The sequence below is a fragment of the Streptomyces sp. NPDC004667 genome, from assembly GCF_040609475.1.
GTDB lineage: Bacteria > Actinomycetota > Actinomycetes > Streptomycetales > Streptomycetaceae > Streptomyces.
The window spans coordinates 1-23699 of the sequence record NZ_JBEXKC010000025.1; the positions used below are offsets into that span (position 1 = coordinate 1).

A 23699-nucleotide genomic window follows, 5' to 3' on the forward strand; every position below is an offset into this window, starting at 1 on the left:
TGAAGACTGGCGACCTGCTTCAGCAGCCGCCCCAGCAGATCCGGCGGAACCACCCCGGCCCCACGGCACACCGACGTCACCACCTGCACCAGACGCTCCGGCGTCGCCTCCGCCCGCCGCAGCAGACCCGCCACCCCCGCCTCCGCCGCCGCGACCACACCCTCCTCATCGAGACTGCTGGCCACGATCACGGTCCGCTCCACACGCGACGCACGCATCGTGCGCAACAACTGGAGCGCCGCGGCATCGACGCGCTCCACGGCCAGCAGACCGACCGTCCGGTGGTCGACCACGCTCTCCTCCACGACCCGCAGTTCGGGACGATGGCGGATCGAGGCGACGAGCCCCGCCTGGGACAGGGGGTCCGACGCCTTGATGTGGACGGAGATGGGCTCGGGCATGAATGGCTCCTCACGTAACGGTCGGGTCGGGACGCCCCCCGGCCCCCGGGTCCCGCACGCGCGTGATCGCCGGTCCGAAGACGAAACGGTTCGGCGGTCGACCGGCGGTGGGATTGGGAAGCTCGTTCCCGAAGAGGCACCACCAGTCTCACCCCCGCTGCCCTAACGGTGGGTTAGCGGAACGGCTGGGCAGTCTCAAAATCCGGCGGGCCCGGCCCGATGGCGCACGCCGGTGCCCCTCGCGGACGAACGGGAGCCCCTGATCGGAGGGACGAGGTTCCCCCGGCCTCTCACACCATCGGCGAGCTGCGGCCCGCGGTGCGGGTGCCCAGACTGGAGGCAGGATCACCGGTCGGCGGCCCTGGGCGTCCACGGCCATCCGTGGGCCCGGTCTCCACGTCGGGTGCAGCGGGGTGCGCACACGGAGCCGAGTGCCGACGGAGGCGGCCGGCCGGTGATCCTCCACCACGGTGTGCCGACGGCGCTCCGCAGGTACCGGCGCGGACGGAGCGGCGACGACCCGGCGCGGACACACCGGCACGCGTGCCGGATCCGCGCCCGCCCTCCCCGACGTCCGCGCGGTGCGGCGGTCCCGCGGCCACCCGCCCCCAATCCGGAGCTGCCGTGTCCACACCTTTCCGTAACCGCCGCCGGTCCGCCGTCGCCGCCATGTCGCGCCGGGCGGGCCGTGTCCCGTTCCTGGGCCGGCTGAGCGTCCCCACGCGCATGCTCGCCGTCCTCGTGATCCCCCTGATCGCCGCGGTCGTCCTCGCCGGCCTGCGGGTCAGTGACGCCTCCGCCCAGGGAGACCAGTACGACCGGCTCCACCGCATCGCGCAGCTGAGCCAGTCGGGCTCCTCCCTGATCAACAACCTCCAGCAGGAACGTGACCTGCTCATCGACCCGCAGGCCCAGGCAGCGAACGGGAACGGAGCGCTCCAGAACCAGGAGGAGCGGACGTCCGGAGCGGCCGAGGCCTTCCTGGCCGCCGCCCGGAAGATCCCCTCCTCCACGCGCCTGGACCAGCACATCCAGGCCATCCAGGCCGCGGTGGGCACCCTGCCCGGACTGCGCCAGCAGGGCGGCAAGATCAGTGCCGCCCAGCTGAACTCCGCCTACCTGCGCGTGCTGCTGCCGATCATCGGCATCAACAACGAGCTCGGGGGCGACCTCGACCAGTCGTACTCCCCCGGCTGGGCCACGTACACCCTGGCCCTGGACACCGCCATGACCTGGAGCGAACGGGCGCTGATCTCCGACACGGCCAAGAGCGGCAACCTGACCAACGAGCAGCGGGCGGCGCTGCTGTCCTCCGCCCGCCTCCAGGACATGGCGCAGCAGGAGTTCCGTCTCAACGCCATGCAGGGCGACGTCGCGGCCTACGACCAGCTGGTCAACGGGAGCAACGTGGCGGCCGCCAACGAGGCCATGAAGGCCCTCGGCGAGGCGAACTCCGCCAAGCTCGCGAACAACACCCTGCCCAACGACTGGTACCAGGCCTTCACCACGAAGATCAACGGGCTGAACCAGCTCCAGACCACCGTGGGCCAGCGACTGGTCAACGACTTCGCGCAGAGCAGGCAGCAGGCGCAGGACCAGGCCAGGAACGACCTCCTCGTCGCGGCCCTGATCCTGGCCACCGCCCTGCTGCTCGCCTTCTTCGTCTCCCGTTCCATCCTGCGCGGTCTGCGCGAGCTGGAGTCCTCGGCGGTCGACGTGGCCGAGACCAGGCTGCCGGCCGCGATGAAGGCCCTGACCTCCGGCCGCGGCAACGGGGCCGAGCTCCGGGTGGCGTCGGTCGCCGTCAGCGGGGACGACGAGTTCGCCGCCGTGGGACGGGCCGTGGACCAGCTGCACCGCGAGGCGGTACGGCTGGCGGCCGGCCAGGCCAGGCTGCGCGAGAACGTCAGCGCGATCTTCCGGAACCTCTCGCACCGCAACCAGTCGCTGATCCAGCGACAGCTGGGCCTGATCACCGATCTGGAACGGGAGGAGCCCGACCCCCAGCAGCTGGCGCGCCTGTTCCAGCTCGACCACCTCGCGACGCGGATGCGCCGCAACAGCGAGAACCTCCTGGTACTGGCCGGCGCCGAGCTCGGTTCCCGGTCCGCCGGTCCGATGCTCGTGCACGACGCGGTGCGTTCGGCCATCTCGGAGGTGGAGCAGTACGAACGGATCGCGGTGCACGGACTGCCCGAGACCGAGCTGACGGGCGACGCGGTCCGTGACGTGGTCCACCTGCTCGCGGAACTCCTGGAGAACGCGGTGTCGTTCTCCAGCCCGCACTCGGACGTCACGGTCGACGGCCAGCAGCTGCCGGACCAGCGCCTGGTCCTGGAGATCTGCGACCGCGGCATCGGCATGAGCACGGATCAGCTCGTGCAGGCCAACGGCCTGCTGAAGGACGGGCTCTCACTGGACGTCAGCATCTCCGAGCAGCTCGGCCTCTACGTGGTGGGCACCCTCGCGCGGCGCCACGGCATCGAGGTGGTCCTGCGCAACGCGACCCCGGGCATCTCCACCCTGGTGATCCTCCCGCAGGACCTCCTGCACACGTCCGGCCGGGCCCCGGCGCCGCCGGTCTCCGAGACCGGACCCCTCTCCCGTCCGGGTCCCGGGGCCACGCCCCACGCCCCGGCCCTGGAAGGCCCCGCACGGTCCGCCGGGAACGGTCCGGGCCCGGTGTCCGAGGGCCAGGAGGCTCCGCGTCCGGCCCTCGAACCCGTTCCCCAGGGCCCCGCCGCTCCCCCGGCGCCGCCGGTTCAGCCGGTGCCCCCCGTGCCGCCGGTCGCGAACAACGACCCGGCGACCGTCACCCTGCCCGCGGTCTCGGTGCCCCTCACCGGACCGGGCGGGAGCTGGGCGGGCCCGACCGGCGGCGCGCCGGACGCGGCCGACACCAGGCGCCACCACACCGGACCGGCCCCCGCACCGCTGCCGAACCGGACGGAACCGGAAACCGGCGGCGACCTGCCCCAGCGGGTCCCGCGCGCCCACCTGCTGCCCGGAGCGGTCGAGCAGGCGCCCGAGGGCGGGAACCCGCGCGACCCGGACCAGATCCGTTCGCGGCTGAGCGGATTCCAGAGCAGCGCCGACCGGACGACGGAAGGGGAACCGGGCCGTGGCTGACCCCACCGCTGCCGCGCAGGGCGAACTGGACTGGCTCATCACCCGGTTCGCCGCGGAGAACCCACAGATCGAACAGGCTGCCGTCGTCTCCAGCGACGGTGTCCTCCTCGCCCACAGCGCCCGCACGCAGGACACCGAGGGCGAGCGGCTGGCCGCGGTGTCCTGCGGCATCGCGGCCCTGGCCGTGAGCTGCTCCGACATCGCCCGGGGCGGCGGCGTGCGCCGCACGCTGGTGGACCTGGAACGCGGCTGTCTGCTCCTGTGCCACCTCAGCGAGGGCGCGGTCCTGGCCGTCCACGCGGCCGACGGCTGCGACCTGTCCCTGCTGACCTACCAGACCACGCGGCTGGCCCGCCGGGCCGGGGCCGCGCTGACCCCGGCCCCGCGGGGCGGGGCGTACACCCGGTCCGCGGACCACTACCGGCCGGGGACGAGCCGGTGAACGGCGGGGCGGGAACCGGGCCCGGGCACTCCGCGGTGCCGGAGGAGTTCCCGATCGGGCCGCGTCCCTACGCGGTGACCCGAGGCCGCACCCGGTCCTCCTTCCACCTCGGCGTCGAGGTGCTCGTCACCGCGCTCGCGCCCCCGCAGGGCGGCGGTCAGGGGTATCCCTCGCAGGCGTCCGCCGCGCTCTCCCCGGAGCACCGGACGATCCACCGGCTCTGCCACAGCCCCTTGTCGGTGGCGGAGCTCGCGGCGCTCTCCCACGTACCGCTCGGAGTCGCGCGGATCCTGATCGCGGACCTGGCCGAGGCCGGACTGGTACACGTACAGTCCGGCCAGTCCACGCCCGGGGGGCAGCCGGACATGAGGCTGCTGGAGAGGGTGCTCGGTGGACTGCGCAGCCTCTGACCGACCGGCCCCCGCGGGCGGCGGGCCGACCTCGGCGAAGATCATCGTCGCGGGCGGGTTCGGTGCGGGCAAGACCACCACGATCGGGGCGGTCAGCGACATCGACCCGCTGCGGACCGAGGCCCGGCTGACGGCGGCCTCCCGCGGTGTGGACGACACCTCCCACGTGCGGCAGAAGTCGACCACCACGGTGGCCATGGACTTCGGCCGGGTCTCACTGCCCGGGGACCTCCTGCTCTATCTCTTCGGCACCCCGGGACAGGACCGCTTCTGGTTCATGTGGGACGACCTCAGCCGTGGCGCGGTCGGCGCGGTGGTCGTCGTCGACACCCGGCGGCTGTCCGACTGCTTCGCCGCGGTGGACTACTTCGAGGCGCGCGGGCTGCCCTTCGTGGTGGCGCTGAACGCCTTCGACGGCACCAGTCCGCACACGCGGGAACAGGTCCGGCAGGCACTGGGGCTGCCCCCCGACGTACCGGTGCTCACCTGTGACGCCCGCCGCCGCGAGGAGGTGGTACCGGTACTGATCAGCCTGGTGGAGCACGCCCTGATGCTGCGCTGCCGGGTCGGCTCGGGATGACCGGACGGTGGTCGCGCCCTCCCTCCCGGCCCTCGGGCCCCTCACTCGTGCGGGACCGGCAGCCGTACGGTGATGACGGTGCCGACCGGGGTGTTGGGGCGGACGGTGAGGGTCCCGCCGACCTCGTGCAGCCGCAGTTTCTGGGAGGCGATGCCGATGTGCCCCTGGGCCGCCCGCTGCTCCAGCACACCCTGCGCAAGACCCGCGCCGTCATCGGCGACCGTCAGCCGGGCCTCGGAGCCGTCCAGCTCGAAACGGATCACCAGGTGCTCGGCATCCGCGTGTTTGACCACGTTGGACACGAACTCCCGGGCACAGTTGTAGAGCAGCTGGTCCGCCTCGTACCCCGCCGAGCGGGCGGTGCAGACCACCTCCGTGGCGATCTTGCCCCGGCTGCCGGCCCGCTGGGCCAGCTCGTGCAGCGCCTGCTGCAGGCCACCGCGTTCCAGTACGAAGGGGTGCAGTTCGGTGACCGCGGACCGCAGTTGCCGGGCCGCGTCCCGCAGTGCCTCGTCCGCGCGTTCCAGGGCCTCGTGCGGCACCGATTCGGCGACCTCGTCCACATCGAGCCGCGCCGCGAGCACGCTCTGCAGCGGACCGTCGTGCAGCGACTCCGCCATGTCCCGGCGTTCCCGCTCCGCGATGGACAGGTTCGCCGCGAGCATCACCGCACGGCGGTGCGCGAGGTCGGCGATCTGCCGGACCCTCGACTGCTGGATCAGCGACAGGGCCACCGCCGCGAAGCTGACCATGGCCAGGGACAGGCTGTGCCCGAAGGTGAAGTGCAGGTCGGGCTCGGCGTGCGCGTGCCCCACACCGGAGGCGACGCAGAAGAAGACGGTGGCGGCCCCGCCGGTGACCGCGGTGACCGCCGGGCGCAGCTGGAAGGCGGACAGGAGCGTGACCAGCATCAGCCAGTCCGAGGTGAAGGGGTTGTCCCAGTTGGGGTCGCTGTAGGTACCCGAGACTCCGAGCAGCAGGGCGAACGCGGGCAGGTCCACCATCGGCACGGCCCAGGCCACGTGCGGGAGGGGGCCCTGGCGCCAGGCGTAGACCAGCATCACCACGGAGTAGCAGGCGTACAGGGTCATGATGATCCCGGTCGCGTGCTGGTTCACCCGTGGGGGGAAGAGCAGGAACTCCGTGCTCGCGGCGAGCATGAGGCCCATGCGCAGGGCCGCCTGCCGGTGCAGGGCGAGCCACTGGTGCGCGACGAGCAGATCGCTGATGGCGTCCTGGGAATCGCGCAGGTCCATGTCGACCTCGGTCTGGAACATGGCACGCGCCTTCTGCCGGAAACCCACACCGGTTCCGGCGGGTCCGGTGGGCCCCGCTCCCCTCCCACCGTCACCCGGAGGTGTCCGCGTCGTCTCGTGCACGTCGTCGAGTATGGCCGAGCGGGACCCGCTTCGGACGATGGCCCACGCCCGTGCCGACGGCGGATTTCCACCCTCACTGGGTCCGGTCGGATGACCCGGGGCGGCGCGGCGGCCCGGGAGGCTGGAAGCGGCGACGGACCCGGCCCCACGGCCGGCCCCTCCGCGTCACGGCCAGAACCCGCCCTCCGAGGAGATACCAGGACCCCATGTCTGCTCGCTTCAGCCTCCCCATGTTCGTCCCGCCCACCGACGGCATCGGTGTACTGCCCTGCGCGGAGCCCGGTGTCGATCCCGACAAGGTCTTCTTCAGCGACACCAGCAACCCCGTGTCGATCCGGACCGCGCTGCGGATGTGCGCACGGTGCCCGGTGCGCGACGCCTGCCAGGAACACGCCCGTGAACAGAGGGAGTGGGGCATCTGGGGCGGCGAGCCCGAATCCGCCCGGGAGGCACCCCCTGCAGCCCGTTCCGCCGCCCGCCGCCGGGCGGCGGCGCTGCGGGCCGCCCGGGCGAAGCAGCCGACCGGGACCCGGTGCGGCGACCACGGGAACTGCTGACGCCCGGCGGTCGGCCGCCCGCGTGTCCGGGTGGCGGAGCGGGCACGCGGTCCCGCGGCGGCACCGAACGGCCCGTGTGCCCGAACCCGGGTCGCTACGGTCGCTGAGCGGCTCCGCGCTGACGGCCGGGCGGCCGTCCTTCCGTGGCGGCCGGGCCGGTACCCGGCGTGGCCGTGCGGACAACGGTGGGCCCTCTATCCCGGGCGGACGGCACCGGTGTAGCCGCTGCCCGCCACGTCCCTCAGGACCACGCCCTTGCTGGGGTTCTGCGCACCGACGAACTTCCCGCCGCCGACGTACACGGCCACGTGGTAGGCACTTCCCTTGGCCCCCCAGTACAGGATGTCGCCCGGCCTCAGCTCCCCCCGGACCTCGGGGTAGGCCTTCGACTGGGCCTGGGAGGTACGCGGCACCGAGATGCCCGCCGCCCGGTACGCCGCCTGGACCAGACCGGAGCAGTCGAAGGCGCTCCCGGAGGAGGCACCGTAGACGTAGGCCGAGCCGACCTTCCCGCGGGCGAAGTCGGCGACGATGTTCTGCCCCTTCGCGGGCAGTTTCGACGTGGCCGATCCGGATCCGGTGCCGGTGCCGGTGCCGGTGCCGGTGCCGGTGCCCGACCCCGAGTCGGCCTTCCTCTGCGCGGTTTGCTTCGCCGCCGCCTTCCTGGACGCTTCCCGCTTCGCGGCGGCGGCCTTGCGCGCCTCCTGGTCGGCGGCGGCCTTCTTGCGGTCGGCCTCCTGCTGGGCGGCCGCCTTCTCGGACTTGGCCTGGGAGGCCGCCCAGGCGGAGGCGCGGTCCTCCTCGCCTTGGAGTTCGAACCGCATCGCCGCGTGGTGCAGTCCTTCGGCCGCCGTGGCCGTGTCCGGGGGGCCGGAGGGGGCGATGAACCCCGAAGGGACCATGGGCAGTTCTTGGGTGTTGCTGGACTGCTCCGACAGTTCGGCCGCCCCGGCGGGTGTCGCGGCGATGACGGAGCCGAAGATGCCGGTGGCGATCCCGAGGTTCACGGCGCTGGTCCGCGCCCGCCCCTGGGGGGGTTTTCGGTGCCGGGGGGGTCCGCCGGCAGTACGGGTAGGGACAGTGTGAAGAGACATGAACTACCCCTATCGGGCGGGGGAGCGGCCTTTCAAGGATTTGTGGTCGGCTCTCCCCTTGACCGACCCGTTCAGGCAGGACACCTGCCCTTTGGTCCTGGCCCCGGGGCGGTGAAGCCCTGGTCGGCGAGGGACCTGCAGTGGCCCGGCCGATCCTCCGTTCCGGGGATCCCTCGCACGTCACGGGGCACGGAGGATGGACAGGGACGGAGGCGAGCGCGTCCGGCGGCCCGAGGAGAGCACACCCATGGCACCAGAGGAGTTCGTGTCCCTCACGGACATCGACCCCACGATCCGCACCGACATCCGCTTCGCCACGGCGAACAACTTCGTGGGCACACCCCTGAACGGCTACACCAGCCCGCTCTGCCTCCTGACCCGGACGGCGGCACAGGGCCTGTCGCGGGCGCAGGCCGCGCTCTCGGCCACCGGCCACGCCCTCCTGGTGCTGGACGGCTACCGTCCGACCCGGGCCGTCGCCCACGTCACACGGTGGGCCCGGGATCCCGACGACCAGCGGATGAAGAGCGAGTTCTTCCCGCACACGGCCAAAGAACGGCTGTTCACGGACGGCTACCTCTACGAATGGTCCGGCCACAGCCGGGGCAGCACCGTCGACGTCACCCTCGTGACCTCCGAGGGCGCCCAGCTCGACATGGGTACTCCGTACGGTCGCTTCGACGCCCGCTCGCGTACGGTCCACCCGCAGATCCGCGGGGCGCAGCGCCTCCACCGGGCCCTCCTCAAGGACACCATGGAACGGGCCGGGTTCGTCAACAGCTCGGCGGAATGGTGGCACTACACCTTCGGCGCGGAACCGTTCCCCGACGTCTACTTCGACTTCCCCGTCTCGGCGGAATCACTGCACCGGACCGCAGGCCGCGCCCCCGGAGCCTCGCCGGTCATACCGGCACAACGCTCCGGAGACTAGGCCGCCCCGCCGCGTCCGGCCGCCACAACCACTCTTCCGAAGGAGAACGACATGGCCACCCTGAGCGACGAGGAAGTCAACCGGCTCCTGATCGCCCTCCGCCCGCTGCGCCTGATCGTGACGGGTGGGGGAACGAGTGGCGGCGCCTGTTCGGCGCCGGCCGTCGCACGCGCCGCCGAGCGGCGGCTCGGCGACCTCGGCATAGGCCTGGAGGTCTTGTGGATCGGATCCGACGGGGGCCCGGAGGAGCTGATCGCGTCCGAGGAGGGCATCGCGTTCCACGCGGTGGCCTGCGGCGCGTTCCGCCGTGAGCGCACCACGGTGGAGAGGACCCCCGCGAACCCCGCCAAGACCCTGCTCGGGCTGCCGCGGGCCGTGGCACAGGCCCGGTCCGCCGTCGCACGGTTCCGCCCGGACGTCGTCCTGTCGGCCGGAGGGGACGCGGCCGTACCGGTGGGCGTCGCCGCACGGCTGTGCGGGCGCCCGCTGGTCGTCCACGAGGAGACCGGCCGCCCCGGACCCGCGGAACGTGTCCTGGCGGGAGTGGCCACGCGGGTCAGCGTCCCGGAGCCCGCGACGCCGGAGGACGAAGCCACGGGCGGCGGCCCGGGGACGGTGCGGTCCCCTCTCCTCCGGAACGCCGACGCGTGCCCGTCGACGAGCCGCCATCCACGGGAACCCGACCGGCAGAGGGCGGCCCAGGACCTGGCCGACCTGCTCCTGCGCACGATGCGACCGGATCCGGGCAGGCTCCCGCTCGAACTCTTCTAGACCACCTCGTGGTCGGTTTCGGGGTCCGGTTCGCCGGCCTTTCTGGACCCGCACCGCACACGGCTGCGGCTCTCCGGGGACCGTCAGGGGACGGCGGGCCCGTCCAGATAGCGGCCGTCCTTGTCGTACGGCCACGCGTTGGACACGCACCCCTTGAGGCCGTCGATCTGCTGCATCATCGCCGGTGCGGGACGGCCTGCTCCCGGGCAGGTCAGGTGCCCCTTGCCCAGCCAGTGCCCGATCTCGTGATTCACGATCAGGGCGCGGTACTCTCCGGGCGGGCCGTCGAAGCGGGGGGAACCCAGCTGCCACCGCTTGAGGTTGATCACTACGTCGGGGCCCGTGCGGCAGTTGACCTCGCCCACGTGTTCCGGCTTGCTCACCGCGCACAGCCGGTCCGTGGTGGCCGGGGTGGCGATGCGGAACACCACCTCGGCATCCTGTCCGGTGACCTGCCGGAAGCGGGCACCGGTGCGGAGCCACCCGCGCGGATCGTCGAGGATCGCGGCGATCTGCCGCGCCGCGTCCCCCGCGTCCACGCCGCTCCCGTCTTCGATGTCGACCCGGTAGGTGGTTCCGGACCGGGACCCGGTCGGGGTGAGCGGTGCCGTGGTGAAGGTGCCGGGACCGGAGGTCGGAACGACGGATGGCTCGGGACTGGCCGATCCCGGCTGCGGTGTGCCCGTGGACTGCCCGGACTCGGAGGCATACGTGGACCCCGCGGACGGAACCGTCCCGGTGTTCCGGGCAGGGCCGGACATCAGCTGGAGGATCACCAATGCTGCCGCGGTGACCGCGGAAACGGACACCGCCGTGCGTATGCGGGCCCGCCGTCTGCGTCTCCGGCGTGCGGACAGGCGGGACAAGTGACTCCGATCGGCTCGGTCCGCGGGGGCTGGAGGGGACGCCGGCGGTACTACCGCTTGGAGATCACGACGTCCGTGACGTCCGTGCCGTTGCCGCTGCCGGAGCCGATGGAGCTCTTGCAGTTGTATTCATCGGCCTTGGGGCCCGAGATCTCGCACTGGAGGGCAGTCTCGGTGGAGTCCTGGGAAAGCTTCACCGTCGCACCGTCCCCGATCTTCCACGTCGTTGTGGTCTTCATCGCCGCTTCAGGGAATTTCACTACGTTCAGGTAGGAGTAAGGGGAACCGTTCGCCACGGTGTCGCCCGTCTTCGGAAGACGATGTCCTCCATCGGAGCTGAAGGCAGCACTGTCAAGCGTCGAGAACGCGAGCAGGGACATGCCCTCGCCAGAACCGTTGATGACATTGGTCACCACGCGCTGCCCATCGGAACGGGCGGCGGTCTCCTTACCGAACGAATCCGACTCGGCAAGGGTGGGCACCGACTTCCCCGCGGTATCCGGTGTCTTCGCGCCGCCTGTTTGGGCCTGGGCCAGCGTCGCCGTGCCTGCGGTGATTGCGGCTGCCGCGGCGACCGCGGCGACAACGCCGATGATCTTACGCATGAAAAAACTCGTCCCTTCCGGTGGCGCCTCGCCGATCTGCATTGCACGAGGCGGTTGTGTCGCTTCCATTGAGCAATGGGTTCGGTTCCCATGAAAGGCCTTACGGGCAGCCCTGAGGGACACACATCAACCGGCTCCGCTCGCTGTCGGCGGATGCTCCGCAACCTGATGCGGCTGCCCGCCGGTCGACGGACCATCACCCCCCGCCTCGGCCGTTCGGGGGATCCCCAAGCCACGTCGGCAGATCGAACCTGTGAGTGCAACGCCCTGCCGGGCGGACGACGGAGCACACCTCCCGGGACGCTCCGTCTTGCCCGCCGTCCGCCCGTACCGGGACGGCCCCGTCTTCACGCGCCTTCGGGAAGCGTCAGGTGACCACGGATCGGTAGCCTCATGAACAGTCAGACACCCGTCGTATCGCCGCCTTCCCGGCGGAAGGCCGACGGGGTGGGGCCTGCGACCCCCGCCGATGCCCGTCCCACTTCTCTGACGTGCGGTATCGAGGAGGAGTACCTCCTGGTCGACGCCGTCACGCTCCAACCGGCCCCCGTGGCAACCGAGGTACGCGAGATCGCGGCCGCGGAGGGCCTGGAGACGCAGGCCGAGGGCACGCTCCACCAGGTGGAGGTCGCCACGGCCGCCGCAGGCAGTGTCCTCGAACTCCGCGACGAACTCCTTCGGGCCCGCGGCATCCTCACGCGCGCCGCCGCCGCCCTCGGCTGCCGGCTCGTCGCGGCGGCCGGCCCCGTGCTCCCGCCGGCCGAACCGCTCCGGATGAACTTCGACCCTCCCAGGCGCCGGAACCGGATCGAGAGGTTCGGGCTCCTGAGCGAGAACCTGGTCAGCTGCGGGCGGCACGTCCACGTGGGCACCCTCAGCCGTGCCCGCGCGGTAGCGGCGTCGAACACCATCAGGCAGTGGATCCCGACCCTGATCGCGCTGAGCGCCAACTCGCCCTTCTGGAAGGGCCACGACACGGGCCACGCCACCTGGCGGACCGTGGCCTGGTCATCCTGGCCGTCGGCGGGCCTCCCCCCGCACCTCACCTCCGTCGACCACTACGAGCAGTGCGTGCGCACCCTCATAGGATCCGGTGCCGCGCTCGACGCGAAGATGGTCTATTGGGACGTGCGTCCCGGCACCGGCTGGCCCACGGTCGAGACGAGGGCGCTCGACGTGTCGGCGAACCTGGGCCTCTCTGCGGCTCTGGCAGCGCTGTGCCGGGCCCTGGTCGCATCGTCCCTGCGGCAGGAGGCCGACGGCGCGCGGCATCCGACGTATCCGGAAGAGCTGCTGAGGCTCGCCCGATGGCGTGCCTGCCGCGATGGGCTGGAAGGGTATGCGCTCGACCCGCGGAACGGACTGGAGACACCCGCCCTGGCGCTGGTGGACGCCTTGGTCGACCATCTCGCGGAACCCCTCGCCTCCACCGGGGACCTCGACCACGTCGTCGCGACCGTGGAGCGGCTGCGCCGACATGGTTCGGGTGCCGCCCGGCAGCGTGCCGCGTTCGCACGGCGCGGGCGGCTGGAGGACGTCGTGCGCCTGCTGGCGGACGAGACCGAGCACGGCTCCGCCTGATCCGCCGGGCCGGCGCCTCCCGCTCGGGCCCCGCGATCGCTCCGTTTCCACGTACGCGCGCCCGCTCGCTCGCGTCCCCGCCCACCGTGCCCGTACACGGCCGCCCGGATGCCGGCCGAGCACGGAACGGGGCGCCCGGCCATCGCCCTCCGTGCGCGTCCGGTTCACCACCGTGTTCGGGCGCGGCCGATCGGAGGGGTCCGATGGGCCCCTGACGGGGGGACCCGGCTTGCGGCCCGGTCCTACGACCGGCCCTTTGGCGATGTGACCCAGATCACAACACTTCGGTCCCTACTACCCGCACCCGTACGGGCGCGGCGTGTCCGGCGCGGGCCCCCCGACGAGCGGTGACACCGCCACGGGGGACCTGCTCCGCCTCATCGGGAGGCCCGTGCCACTACCGCGCCTCGTAGTCCACGGCACGTTGCCACCACGGCCGGGCCCGCCCAGGGTGGACGAAGCCGCGGCGATACGGAACCGATCCGGATCCCCGCCACAGCGGCTCCCCCGTCCCCCTACGAAGGACCCACCATGTTCCGTGCACTGATCCGCCCCACCACCCGCGCCAAGGCGACTGCCGGCACCCTCGCCGCGCTCTGCGCCGTGGGCGGCGTCCTCGCCGCCACTCCCGCCCATGCCGCCGCGGTCAAGCCCACCGCCCCGGTCACGCGGATCCACACGGAGCTCACGGCCCTGGCCACCAACGCCCCCGAGTCCGCTCCGGCCGTCGGCGGCCTGCACACCTGGATCGACAAGTCGCTCGCCATCATGGCCCGGCACGACATCCCCGGGTCGTATTCCGGCATCGAGCGCAACATCATGCGGGAGTCCTCCGGCAACAGCACGGCCGTGAACGAGACGGACTCGAACGCCGCGGCCGGCACGCCGTCCGAAGGGCTGCTCCAGATCATCGGCCCCACGTTCGACGCGTACCACGTGGCCGGCACCAGCACGAGCGCGTTCAACCCCGTCGCCAACATCGTCGCCGCCTGCAACTACGCGGCACACCGCTACGGTTCGATCGACAACGTCCACGGCGCCTACTGAACCGCCGGCACCGGGCGGAGCGCACTCCCCCGGCCACTCCCCCGATCCGCTGTTGTCCGCCCGCTCGTCGCGCGGAAAAACTGAACCACCCCTGTCGAGGAGTCTGATCACCATGGAAAAGCCGTACGCACCCCGGACCCGCACGTACCTCCCCGCCGCCCCCGGCCACGGATCCGGTCACGCCCGGACCCGCGCGGAAACCCGTCGCAACGCCGTCGACGACGCCTACGAGTTCATCCTCGACTCCTACGACCGGACACCGGCCCAACCCCTGCGGCGGGCGAGCGCGCCCTCCGGGTGACCCGGTCAGGCGTCCCGCCGCTTCAGTCCCGCGTAGGCCCCGGCCGCCAGGGCCGCCGTCCAGGCGAGGAGCGTCAGGTAGCCGTTCCAGGCGCTCGCGCCGTCGGCGAGGGTGACCGCGCTGCCCGCCTCGAAGGGGGCCACCCCCTCGCCCGGTGCGGAGCCGAGGACCATCGGGAGGGCCCAGAGGGCGAAGATGCCGCCCACGGTGGCGACGGGGTTGCGCAGGAGGGCGCCGAGGCCGAGGGCCAGCAGCCCGGAGGTGGCCAGGAACAGTCCACCGCCGACGACGGCGCGCAGTACGCCGGGATCACCCGGGCTCAGGTGGGCTCCGGCCCCGGACAGGATGGAGCTGCCGATGGCGAGGGAGGCGGCGGAGGCGATCAGGCCCGCGACCAGGGCGACGGCGGTGAAGGCGGTGGCCTTGGCCGTCAGGAGGCGGCCCCGGGAGGGGACGGCCGTGAGCGAGGTGCGGATCATTCCGCTGCTGTACTCGGAGGTCATGGCCAGCGCGCCGGCGACGGCGAAGGCGATCACACCGAAGTGCATGCCGAACTGGGTGATCGAGGTCAGGTCACCGGGGGCGTCACCGCCTCCCCGGATGTTCCGGGCGTTCGCCGAGGAGTTGTTCGCACCCGCCAGCACGGTCACGGCGATCCCGATGAGGAGGGCGAGCAGGACTCCGCGGTGGGTACGGATCTTGATCCATTCGCTGGCCACGGCGTCGAGGACGGTAGCCGGCTTCGGGGTGGTCGTGCGCGGTCGGGCGGCGGAGGAGATCGTGGTGGTGTCGGCGGTCATGGTGTGTGAGGTCCCCTCGTCAGGCCGCGGCGGACGCGGTGGTGGTGTGCTGGGTGAGTTCGAGATAGGCCTCTTCGAGGCTGGAACGGTGGGCGGCCAGTTCCCGCAGGGCGATCCCGCCGTGGGCGGCGATGTCGGAGACCTGACCGGTGTCCAGGCCGGTGACCGAGAGCAGGCCGTCCGCCTCCTGCTCGACACCGGCACCGGTCCGGGCCAACAGGGCGGCGAGCCGCTCGGGTTCGACGGCCCGGACGCGGACGCACGTGCGCGAGCTGCTGTCGATGAGTTCCTGCATGCTCATGGCGGCGATGAGGCGACCCTGGCCGATCACGACGAGATGGTCCGCCGTGTGCTCCATCTCGCTCATCAGATGGCTGGACAGCAGTACCGTGCGGCCCTCGGCGGCGAGGGACCGCAGGAGGGTCCGGATCCAGATGATGCCCTCGGGATCCAGGCCGTTGACCGGCTCGTCGAGCATGAGGACCGGCGGGTCGCCCAGCAGCGCGCCGGCGAGACCCAGCCGCTGGCCCATACCGAGGGAGAACCCGCCCGCCCGGCGCCGGCCCGCGTCCTGCAGACCGACCATCTCCAGGACCTCGGTGACCCGGCGCCGGCCGATCCCGTTGGCGCGGGCCAGGCACCACAGGTGGTCGGCGGCGCGCCGCGGCGCGTAGAGGGCCTTGGCATCCAGCAGGGCGCCGATCTCCCGCATCGGGGCGGCCAGCGCCTCGTAGCGGCGGCCGTTGACGGTCGCCGATCCGGAAGTGGGCCGGTCCAGGCCCATGATCATGCGCATGGTGGTCGACTTCCCCGCGCCGTTGGGGCCGAGGAAACCCGTCACCACCCCTGGCCGGGCCTGGAACGACAGGTGATCGACCACCGTCCTCCCGCCGTAGGACTTGGTCAGGGCGGTGGCTTCGATCATGGGAGGGCTACCTGTTCCGTGAGGTGGGGAAGGGCGGTTCCGCCCGTCCCCACCGATACTCACGCCCTCCCCCTGCCCCGGGCATCGGAGGTTCCGCTACGGCGCCCCCGACGAAAGGAGGGGGGCTCCTGCGCCTCTGGTGTGAGGAACCGGGGCATGCCGGTCCGCGGCCTGGAACCATGAGCGGGCAGGAGCGGACCGTGCCGTCCGCGACCCAGCGCCGGTGGAGGGGTCTCGCGTCCGCCGAGACACTCCTGACCGTCCTGGCCCTGTCCGGGCTCGCGTACACGCTCATGGGCGTCATCGGGGGCGACGGCTTCGCCCCCTCCGGCACCTCGGCGCTGACGCCCCTGCCGCAGCTCGTCGCGGCGGCAGCCGCGTGGGCCGTCGTGACCCGCGTGCGGCACCCGGTGCGGATGGTGGCGGCAGGAGTGGCGTGCTGGATGCTGCTGGGTGATGTCTGGGTGGCCTCACTGGCCATGTACAACCTCGGACGCCACCCCCCGGCGACACGGCGCCGCATCGCCGCCCTCACCATGGTCGCCCTGGCGGCCATGGGCAGCCGCGTCCTGATGCCCGACCCCCTGCACCTCGCGGCCCTCAACACGGCCTTCTGGACCCTCGTCACCGGAGCCCTGCCCCTCACCATCGGCCTGTGGCTCCGCGCCCGCCGCAGCCTGCTGGACAGCCTGCGCCACCAGATCGCCCGGGCGCGGGAGACCCACGAAGCAGCGATCGCCGCCGCCCGCACCGCCGAACGCTCCCGCATCGCCGGTGAGATGCACGACGTCGTCGCGCACCGGGTCAGCCTCATGGTCCTGCATGCCGGAGCCCTGGAGGTCACCGCCACCGACCCGGCAGTCACCACACCGGCCGCCCTCATCCGGGAGAACGGCCGCGAAGCCCTGCAGGAGCTGCGAACGATCCTCGGCCTCCTCCACACCCGGGAGGACACCGCGCTGGCCCCCCAGCCCACCCTGCAACAGCTCGACGCCCTCGTCCGCTCCTCCCGGGAGGCAGGCGTGAAGATCCGCCTCACCATCGAGGGGACCCCCCACGAGCCGCCCGTCACCGTCGAGCGCACCGCCTACCGCGTCGTCCAGGAGGCACTGACCAACATCCACAAACACGCGCCGCGGGCCCGCACCACCATCCGGCTCCGCCACCGCAGCGACGCCCTGGACATCAGCGTCCGCAACGCCCGGCCCGTGGAACCGGTCACCGCGGACTTCCCCCGCGGAGGCCACGGCCTCCTCAACATGAGGGAACGCGTCGAACTCCTGGGCGGCGCCTTCACCGCCGAGCCGCAGGGCGACGGCGGATTCCTGGTCACCGCCACACTGCCGACGAAGAGCACGGATCCGCACGCACGGGAGGCCGCAGCATGATCAAAGTCCTGATCGTCGACGACGAGGCCCTGGTCCGCACGGGGCTCAGGATGATCCTGCAGTCCGATCCCGACATCGAGGTGATCGCCGAGGGGAGCGACGGCAACGAAGCCCTCGCCCAGGTCCGCGCACACCACCCGGACGTCGTCCTGATGGACATCCGCATGCCCCACCTCGACGGCCTCGCGGCCACCCGGCAGCTGAGCAGCCGGCCCGGTGCCCCGCGCGTACTGGTCCTGACCACCTTCGACCGCGACGAGTACGTCCACACCGCCCTGCGCGACGGCGCCGCCGGGTTCCTCTTCAAGGACACCCCGCCTCGCGAGCTCATCGCCGCCGTCCACACCGTCGCCGAGGGGAACGCCATCCTCGCCCCTCGGGTCACCAGGAACCTGATCGACCACTTCACCCAGGGGTCGACCGCCCGGTCGGAAGCCCGACGCCGGCTCGCCGCCCTCACGCCCAGGGAACGGGACGTGATCGCAGCCGTGGCCGAGGGCATGTCCAACGCGGAGGCCGCCCGCAGCCTCCATGTCAGCGAGGCCACCGTCAAGGCCCACGTCAGTCAGATCATGGTGAAGCTCGGCGTCACCAACCGCGTCCAGATCGCCGTCCTCGCCCACCAGGCCAACACCATGTGAACCCCGGCCACAACCACCCGCACCACCGTTCGTTTCCCCCGCGCGGTCCACTGATCGGGTGACCCAGTACGGCCCGAACGACCTTTATGTTGGGGCGTGTTCCTTACCCGTCGTCGCCATGGGGAATGAGAATGACGCGCCTGAGAACCTGTGTCGCCACCGTGTCCGTGATGGCGGCTGCGCTGCTGGGAAGTCCGTCCGCGGCCTGGGCGGCGACGGACTCCTCCGCCCCGGCACCGCGTGCAGCCAGAGCGGTCACCGCGGACGAGGGCATCCCAGGGCTGGGAGCGGGCACACGGGCGCTGGTCCCGGCCGGGTCCCGCCAGGTGATCGTCGTGACAGGAGCCTCCGCCGACTCGGATCGGTCCGCCCTCTCCCTCTACGAACACGGAGCCTCGGGCTGGACCCGTACCGCGGGCCCGTGGCCCGCACACAATGGCCTGGCGGGTTGGACGCACAGCCACCGGCTGAACGATCTGCGTTCCCCCTCCGGCGTGTACGGGCTGACGGACGCGGGCGGTTGGCTGCCCGACCCCGGCACGAGCCTCCCCTACGATGCGAGCTCCTCCTTCCGAACCGACCGCTCCTTCGCGGGCAAGAGCATGCGGGACTCGTTCGGCTACGTCATAGCCGTCAACTACAACCGCCGACCGGGTACCTCTCCTCTGGACAACACCAAGCCGCTCGGAACCGCGAAGGGCGGAGGAATCTGGCTGCACGTCGACGCGGGCGCCCCCACCCAGGGCTGCGTCTCCGTCACCGCCGACCACATGCGGGACCTGCTGCGCCGCCTCGACCCCGCCGACCACCCCGTTGTCGCGATGGGCACGGAAGCCGACCTCGCCCGGTGAACGCGGCGACCACCACCGTCACCGAGCCGGACCTGCCTACGAGTTCGGCGTTCGGAACCCGGCCACCATCCGGCGGTCACCTTGAACCACCCGTCATCCTGCTTCAGGATCAGAGGATCGTGCAGCTCGGGTCGCTGGACCGCGGCGCGTTGGCGGGAGGCGTCCAGGCGCATTCCGCGTACGCGGTGTACAGGTGGCTGTGGGAATCCCGGGCCCGGTAGAGCACGATGCTTCCGTCTTCGCTCGTGAAGGACCTTCGTCCATAGCCGTCCTGACTCACCACCGCCTGGGTCAGGGTGAGGAACGTGGCCGCGACTCCGAACAGGAGGTCGTACTCCTGCCCGCAGGTGCTCACCCAGTAGTGCTCCTGGAAGCACCACATCCCGTTGTCCACGTTCGGGTGAACGGCGCCGAGCGCCGGCAGACCGCAGGGCACGGCGACGATACAGTCCTGCACCCGATGCTGCTCCGCCTGTATGCCCAAGCCCTCCATGATCTCCAGGAAGGCATCGGCCAGAGTTCCGCAGTCCCCCTCGAACGGAACGTCGGCCCCCGCGCTCAGGTAGTCGGTGTAGAAGGTCCGGCGCCCATTCATCCGGAACCCGCCGTTCGTGATGCCGTGGAACACCGTGTTCACAATTGTTGCCGGATCGTCCCGCGCCACCCGGTCCGGGTCGTCGATTCCCTGCAGGAAGCCAGCCACGCCCGGGCCGTAACGGTCCAACAGATCGGCCCACGCCATAGGAATCCTCCCTTGTCCCACACCTGCGCACATCGAACCCGACATCCGATTGTCCGATGGCACCACCTTCGCTGCGTGGGCCGAGGAGGCAGCAGAGAGGGCACCGGTCAGGGTCTGGCCTTCGCCCGGACCGAAGCCCCGGGGGCGTGCCGTCGGGTGCTGAGCACGGCCGGCGGGTTCGACCCCTTGGCCGCACGGGCCCACGGCGCCGCGGCGGCGGGAAAGGGTTTCGCCAAAATGTCCGATTCCGGCTATCGTGGCCGCCATGCGTTCCTGAAGTCCGTCCTGATACGTGGTGCCGTCGAGCGATACTCCGGCGCCCGTCAGGCATGGGCTGGTCCCGCCCGTGCCGGTCTTCGGCCCGGACCTTCCCAGGCGTCCGTCCGCTGACCACACGCACCGGTGCCCCCGGCGGTCCCTCCGCCTCCCCGTCCCGTCCGCAGTGCCCGTCCCCCGTGGACATCGGCACCGGCGTCGGGCACCCGTCTTCCCCGAGGAGTTCCTTTCGTGTCCGCAGTGCAAGTGCCGCCGGTGGCCGGCCGGCGTCAATGGGCCGGTCTCGCGGTCCTGGTCGCGGCGTGCGTGTTCGTTTCGATGGACATCAGCGTCCTCTTCTACGCGGTCCCCGCCCTGAGCCAGGACCTGGCACCCAGCAGTGCGCAGGTGCTGTGGATCCTGGACGTCTACGGGTTCCTGCTCGCCGGCCTGCTCATCACCATGGGGGTCCTCGGTGACCGCTTCGGGCGGCGCCGGATGCTCATGGCCGGGGCCGTCCTGTTCGGCTGCGCCTCGGCAGCAGCCGCCTACTCCGGCAGCGCGGCGGTCCTCATCGTCTGCCGTGCGCTGATGGGGATCGGTGCCGCGATGCTGGCCCCGTCCACCCTCGCGCTGATCAGCACCATGTTCCGCGACCGGACACAGCGGCGTACCGCGATCGGGTTGTGGTCGGCGGCGTTCGCGGCCGGGTCCGTCATCGGACCGGTCCTCGGCGGCATCCTGCTCGCGCACTTCTGGTGGGGCTCGCTGCTCCTGGTCAACCTCGCCGTCGCGGTCCTGCTGCTGGGGGCGGGCCCCGTGCTCCTGCCCGAGGCGAAGGACCCCGCCGCAGGCCGGACCGACCCGATCAGCGTCGCCCTGTCGATGGCCGCGATCCTCCCCGTCGTCTACGGGGCCAAGCTCACCGTGCTCGACGGGCCCGGACGCGCAGGGCTTGCCGCACTCGTCGTGGGCGCCGCTGCCGGGGCCGCGTTCGTCGTGCGCCAACTGCGGCTGGCCCACCCGCTCATCGACATCGCCCTGTTCCGCCGACGTGCGTTCAGCACCGGAATCCTCGCGAACGGCATCACCCAGTTCGCCCTGATGGGCCTGACCCTGCTCGCCGCCCAGTACCTGCAGAGCGTCCTGGGCCTGACCGCTCTTGCGGCCGCGCTGTGGATGGTGCCGGGCGTCGCCGGTGTTCTCGCGGGCCTGACGCTGGCCGGGAGGCTCGCCCTGCGACTGCGCCCCGGGACCGTCGTCGGTCTGGGCCTCGCCACCGCAGCGGCCGGTTGCGCATGCGCCAGTGCTGCCGGCAGCGGCCTGGCCTGGCTGGTCGCCGGGGCCACCGTGACCGGCATCGGTGTCGGGACCGTCGCCCTGCTGGCCACCGACATCGTGCTCGCCGCGGCCCCGCCGGAGCGGGCGGGCGCGGCCTCGGCCGTGGCGGAGACCAGCACCGAACTCGGCGCCGCCCTCGGCATCGCCACCCTCGGCACCCTGAGCACGGTGCTCTTCTCGGCCCGACTCCCCGACGGGATCTCCGCCACGGACACCCTCACCGAAGCACTGCACGAGGCACAGCTCCACGGTGCGGCGGCCACCGCCGCCGTACAGGAAGCCTTCACCGGCAGCCTCCGACTGACCCTTCTGACGGGCACGGTCCTCCTCCTCGCCGCCGCGACCGCGGCCTTCCTCGTACTCCGGAACGTCCCCCTCGGCGAGACGGAGAACAGCGAGGCAGACCAGCTCATCTGAAGGGGCGAGCCGTCTGCGCGGACCGCCGGGCCGGCATCTTCCCCGTCGAGGAGGGAAGCCGACGGTGTCGTGCAGGCAACGCCACTCGGTCCCCGTCGCGCTCGTCGGATCAGCTGCCGGAGACGGTGTGCTCCAGGTAGGCGAGCGCGTCGGCGGGTTCGTCGGCGATGAACACCAACTCCGCCAGGGGGAGCGGGAGGAAGCCCTCGTCCTCCATGCGGCGCAGCTGCTCGCGGAGGCCGTCGTAGAACCCGGCCGTGTTCAGCAGGACGACCGGCTTGCCGGTCCTGCCGTGCTTCCTCAGCTCCAGGACCTCGGTGGCCTCGTCAAGCGTTCCCATGCCCCCCACCATGATCACGAACGCGTCGGCACGCTCCATGAGCGTGGCCTTGCGCTCGGTGAGGCTGCGGGTGACGACCATCTCGTCGGGGGCGGACACCGGTCGCGCCTTGGCCGCCAGGAAGTCGACCGAAACCCCCGAGAGCCTTCCGCCCGCGTCACTGACGCCGTCCGCGACGACCTTCATCAGACCGGTGTCGGAGCCACCCCAGACCAGAGTGTGGCCGGCCCTGCCGAGCAGCTCGGCGAACCGGCGGGCGGGCTCGGTGTAGCGCACGTCCAGGTCGGCGGCGGAGAGAAAGACGCAAACATTCACGAGGCCACGGTAGTGGTGCCCGCGCTGGTGGGACCACCCCGAGTCCGGAGCGCGTATCTCCGTGCTCTGGCTGGCCTGGGAGCGGCTGCGTCTTGAGTCGATGCTCGGCATGACCACGTGGTGGGTCCAGCACGCCGATCCGCACCTGCGCATCCTGATGGACCCCGCGCGGGGGCCGTTCGCCGGCTGCTCGCCCGAGGGCACACGCAGTCGCCGCTCGGACCGCGACGGCCCACAGGCCAAAGGGGCGATTGCCGGTGCAACTCATGCCCTTTGCGCCAGCCGATGGCGGACATATCAGGATCCCTGAAGGAAAAGAAGAACATGGTCTCCGTGTCGCTCTATGACCGGGAGCGAGACATCACGTGCTGGACCTACGGCGACGCCCGGACACACGACACCGCGGGCGGGCCGCCAGATCGGGTGAGCGGCCCGCGCTGGAAGTCGTCGCTGCCACGGTCCGTCGGCAGCCGACGCCTCAGGGGTCCTTGCTCACTCGCAGGTGTCGAGCATGACGTTGAGCCGGTCACGCTCGGCCGCCGTGACGTTCAGCCGGTACACGTGCTTGATGTGGGTCCACGCCCGGGAGTACGTACACCAGTAGGCGCGCGAAGGGGGGCTCCACTGGTCCGGGGACTGATCCCCCTTCGACCGGTTCGACGCCGCCGACACCGCGATCAGCTGCGGGTTTTCGAGGTCGTTGGCGAACTTCCTGCGGGTGGGGGTGTCCCAGGCGTCGGCGCCCGACCGCCAGGCGTTCGCCAGGGGCACGATGTGGTCGATGTCGACCTGGGACGCCGAGGTGAGGATCTTGTCGTCGTACGGGGAGACCCACGCGCCCGACACCGCGCGGCACTCCTGATCCCGGACCACGTCCTGGCCGTCCCGGGCCAGGACCACTTCCCGGGTGTCGCACTGCTGACCCTGCTGGACCCAGTGCGGGAACCGCGCCCGCGAGTACCCGGCCATCGAGTGCGGGGCGTCGACGGCCAGCGCGGCGAGCTCGGTCCGGGCGACCGACGCGGGCGGCGCCTCCGGCAGATCCCGCCGCACAACGACCGCAGCCACGGCGGAGACGGAGCCTGCGGACGGTCGGAGCCTCGCGTCCGCATGGGAGGCGGGAGCGTTGGTGAGCGAAGGCAGGGCAGCGAGGACGAGCGCAGGCAGACCACGTGCCATCAGATTCTTGATCACTGCCCGGTGATACCGCCCCGGCCGCCACGACCGACGCAGCCCGAGCCGGGGTCTCACTCCGCCAGATCAGCGGATTCGCCCGGCAGGACCCTGGCCCGCCTGCCGGCCGACGGTTCCGATCCCGACGCGGTCTTCGGCAGCAGGACGCTGTTGACGCACGCGATCGACGTCGAAGGCGACCCGGAACTCGCGGATCCCGGCGGTGACGCCCCTTTGGAGTTTGCGCACCGGTACGGCCACGAGTGGGCCGTGCCACCCGACGACATCTCACGAAGGCTTCCCGCCCTCGGATGCACGCTCATCTGTCGGCGACGCCTGAACTCATTGCCAGTGGCTTCTGGACCGCGGCGTCCTCATGCCCGATCAGGCAGATCACGTCCACCGCCTCACCCTCAT

At 71.8% G+C, this 23699-nt stretch carries 23 protein-coding genes and 2 pseudogenes; 15 read left to right on the top strand and 10 right to left on the bottom strand.

The window, feature by feature from the left end:
• Nucleotides 1–401 (bottom strand): annotated as a pseudogene (locus ABZW32_RS16395) (DNA-binding response regulator); the annotation flags it as partial.
• 624 nt (nt 402–1025) lie between these two features.
• On the opposite strand from ABZW32_RS16395, the gene ABZW32_RS16400 reads away from it, so the two are divergent.
• Genes ABZW32_RS16400 through ABZW32_RS16415 form a run of 4 tightly spaced genes read left to right on the top strand, consistent with a single transcriptional unit; the run spans nt 1026 to nt 4962 of the window.
• On the top strand, nt 1026–3530 hold the full coding sequence (locus tag ABZW32_RS16400; RefSeq protein WP_356216149.1) for a nitrate- and nitrite sensing domain-containing protein: 2505 nt from the start codon (nt 1026–1028) through the stop codon (nt 3528–3530).
• Nucleotides 3523–3972, top strand: coding sequence for a roadblock/LC7 domain-containing protein (locus tag ABZW32_RS16405; RefSeq protein ID WP_356216152.1), 450 nt, complete (start codon nt 3523–3525; stop codon nt 3970–3972). Before ABZW32_RS16400 ends, ABZW32_RS16405 begins: the two co-directional genes overlap by 8 nt.
• Entirely contained in the window at nt 3969–4382 is a 414-nt protein-coding gene (locus ABZW32_RS16410) for a DUF742 domain-containing protein (protein ID WP_356216155.1), read from the top strand. Before ABZW32_RS16405 ends, ABZW32_RS16410 begins: the two co-directional genes overlap by 4 nt.
• Complete coding sequence (locus ABZW32_RS16415; RefSeq protein WP_356216157.1) at nt 4363–4962, top strand: ATP/GTP-binding protein; 600 nt, start codon at nt 4363–4365, stop codon at nt 4960–4962. Before ABZW32_RS16410 ends, ABZW32_RS16415 begins: the two co-directional genes overlap by 20 nt.
• Nucleotides 4963–5003: 41 nt before the next feature.
• Here the strand turns inward: ABZW32_RS16415 and ABZW32_RS16420 are convergent, their stop codons facing one another.
• Nucleotides 5004–6239 carry an ATP-binding protein gene (locus tag ABZW32_RS16420; RefSeq protein WP_356216160.1) on the bottom strand — a complete coding sequence of 412 codons (1236 nt, stop codon included), beginning with the start codon at nt 6237–6239 and terminating at the stop codon, nt 5004–5006.
• Between the two features lie 308 nt (nt 6240–6547).
• Here ABZW32_RS16420 and ABZW32_RS16425 point away from each other — a divergent pair, with 308 nt between their 5' ends.
• The gene (locus ABZW32_RS16425; RefSeq protein WP_356216163.1) at nt 6548–6898 is read left to right on the top strand and encodes a WhiB family transcriptional regulator; all 351 of its coding nucleotides are present in this window, start codon (nt 6548–6550) and stop codon (nt 6896–6898) included.
• A 194-nt stretch (nt 6899–7092) separates the two neighbouring features.
• Here the strand turns inward: ABZW32_RS16425 and ABZW32_RS16430 are convergent, their stop codons facing one another.
• Nucleotides 7093–7905, bottom strand: coding sequence for a C40 family peptidase (locus tag ABZW32_RS16430; protein ID WP_356216166.1), 813 nt, complete (start codon nt 7903–7905; stop codon nt 7093–7095).
• A 334-nt stretch (nt 7906–8239) separates the two neighbouring features.
• On the opposite strand from ABZW32_RS16430, the gene ABZW32_RS16435 reads away from it, so the two are divergent.
• Both ABZW32_RS16435 and ABZW32_RS16440 read left to right on the top strand, forming a co-directional pair.
• Complete coding sequence (locus ABZW32_RS16435) at nt 8240–8923, top strand: M15 family metallopeptidase (protein WP_356216169.1); 684 nt, start codon at nt 8240–8242, stop codon at nt 8921–8923.
• Between the two features lie 51 nt (nt 8924–8974).
• Nucleotides 8975–9694: a glycosyltransferase gene (locus ABZW32_RS16440; protein WP_356216172.1), complete on the top strand. Its 720-nt coding sequence runs from the start codon at nt 8975–8977 to the stop codon at nt 9692–9694.
• Between the two features lie 83 nt (nt 9695–9777).
• Here the strand turns inward: ABZW32_RS16440 and ABZW32_RS16445 are convergent, their stop codons facing one another.
• Both ABZW32_RS16445 and ABZW32_RS16450 read right to left on the bottom strand, forming a co-directional pair.
• A complete protein-coding gene (locus tag ABZW32_RS16445) occupies nt 9778–10455 on the bottom strand; it encodes a DUF3152 domain-containing protein (RefSeq protein WP_356216175.1) in 678 nt (225 codons plus the stop codon).
• Nucleotides 10456–10610: 155 nt separating this feature from the next.
• Nucleotides 10611–11207 carry a hypothetical protein gene (locus ABZW32_RS16450; protein WP_356216177.1) on the bottom strand — a complete coding sequence of 199 codons (597 nt, stop codon included), beginning with the start codon at nt 11205–11207 and terminating at the stop codon, nt 10611–10613.
• A 351-nt stretch (nt 11208–11558) separates the two neighbouring features.
• On the opposite strand from ABZW32_RS16450, the gene ABZW32_RS16455 reads away from it, so the two are divergent.
• From ABZW32_RS16455 to ABZW32_RS16465, 3 genes and pseudogenes are all read left to right on the top strand, one after another.
• A complete protein-coding gene (locus tag ABZW32_RS16455; RefSeq protein WP_356216179.1) occupies nt 11559–12746 on the top strand; it encodes a glutamate--cysteine ligase in 1188 nt (395 codons plus the stop codon).
• Between the two features lie 744 nt (nt 12747–13490).
• A pseudogene (locus tag ABZW32_RS16460) lies at nt 13491–13793 on the top strand (transglycosylase SLT domain-containing protein); the annotation flags it as partial.
• 112 nt (nt 13794–13905) lie between these two features.
• Nucleotides 13906–14094: a hypothetical protein gene (locus ABZW32_RS16465; RefSeq protein ID WP_356216182.1), complete on the top strand. Its 189-nt coding sequence runs from the start codon at nt 13906–13908 to the stop codon at nt 14092–14094.
• A gap of 5 nt (nt 14095–14099) precedes the next feature.
• Here the strand turns inward: ABZW32_RS16465 and ABZW32_RS16470 are convergent, their stop codons facing one another.
• Together ABZW32_RS16470 and ABZW32_RS16475 are read right to left on the bottom strand one after the other, a co-directional pair.
• Nucleotides 14100–14894, bottom strand: a complete 795-nt coding sequence (locus ABZW32_RS16470) for an ABC transporter permease (RefSeq protein WP_356216184.1) — start codon at nt 14892–14894, stop codon at nt 14100–14102.
• A gap of 19 nt (nt 14895–14913) precedes the next feature.
• Nucleotides 14914–15819 (bottom strand): ABC transporter ATP-binding protein, encoded by a 906-nt coding sequence (locus tag ABZW32_RS16475; protein ID WP_356216187.1) that lies wholly within the window; start codon nt 15817–15819, stop codon nt 14914–14916.
• Nucleotides 15820–16019: 200 nt separating this feature from the next.
• On the opposite strand from ABZW32_RS16475, the gene ABZW32_RS16480 reads away from it, so the two are divergent.
• The 3 genes from ABZW32_RS16480 to ABZW32_RS16490 all read left to right on the top strand — a co-directional run bounded on the left by ABZW32_RS16480 (nt 16020) and on the right by ABZW32_RS16490 (nt 18699).
• Complete coding sequence (locus ABZW32_RS16480; RefSeq protein ID WP_356216189.1) at nt 16020–17207, top strand: histidine kinase; 1188 nt, start codon at nt 16020–16022, stop codon at nt 17205–17207.
• Complete coding sequence (locus ABZW32_RS16485) at nt 17204–17848, top strand: response regulator transcription factor (RefSeq protein WP_356216192.1); 645 nt, start codon at nt 17204–17206, stop codon at nt 17846–17848. The genes ABZW32_RS16480 and ABZW32_RS16485 overlap by 4 nt, the downstream gene beginning before the upstream one ends.
• 131 nt (nt 17849–17979) lie before the next feature.
• Nucleotides 17980–18699 carry a L,D-transpeptidase family protein gene (locus tag ABZW32_RS16490; protein ID WP_356216194.1) on the top strand — a complete coding sequence of 240 codons (720 nt, stop codon included), beginning with the start codon at nt 17980–17982 and terminating at the stop codon, nt 18697–18699.
• A gap of 109 nt (nt 18700–18808) precedes the next feature.
• Here the strand turns inward: ABZW32_RS16490 and ABZW32_RS16495 are convergent, their stop codons facing one another.
• Complete coding sequence (locus ABZW32_RS16495; RefSeq protein WP_356216197.1) at nt 18809–19441, bottom strand: hypothetical protein; 633 nt, start codon at nt 19439–19441, stop codon at nt 18809–18811.
• A 507-nt stretch (nt 19442–19948) separates the two neighbouring features.
• Between ABZW32_RS16495 and ABZW32_RS16500 the strand changes: the two genes are divergently transcribed.
• Complete coding sequence (locus tag ABZW32_RS16500) at nt 19949–21454, top strand: MFS transporter (protein ID WP_356216200.1); 1506 nt, start codon at nt 19949–19951, stop codon at nt 21452–21454.
• A 109-nt stretch (nt 21455–21563) separates the two neighbouring features.
• Here ABZW32_RS16500 and ABZW32_RS16505 read toward each other — a convergent pair whose 3' ends face one another.
• Nucleotides 21564–22109 carry a TIGR00730 family Rossman fold protein gene (locus ABZW32_RS16505; RefSeq protein ID WP_356216203.1) on the bottom strand — a complete coding sequence of 182 codons (546 nt, stop codon included), beginning with the start codon at nt 22107–22109 and terminating at the stop codon, nt 21564–21566.
• A gap of 61 nt (nt 22110–22170) precedes the next feature.
• Between ABZW32_RS16505 and ABZW32_RS16510 the strand changes: the two genes are divergently transcribed.
• Nucleotides 22171–22419, top strand: a complete 249-nt coding sequence (locus ABZW32_RS16510) for a DUF4913 domain-containing protein (protein ID WP_356216206.1) — start codon at nt 22171–22173, stop codon at nt 22417–22419.
• Nucleotides 22420–22601: 182 nt separating this feature from the next.
• Here the strand turns inward: ABZW32_RS16510 and ABZW32_RS16515 are convergent, their stop codons facing one another.
• The gene (locus ABZW32_RS16515) at nt 22602–23177 is read right to left on the bottom strand and encodes an HNH endonuclease family protein (protein WP_356216209.1); all 576 of its coding nucleotides are present in this window, start codon (nt 23175–23177) and stop codon (nt 22602–22604) included.
• Nucleotides 23178–23699 lie beyond the last annotated feature (522 nt).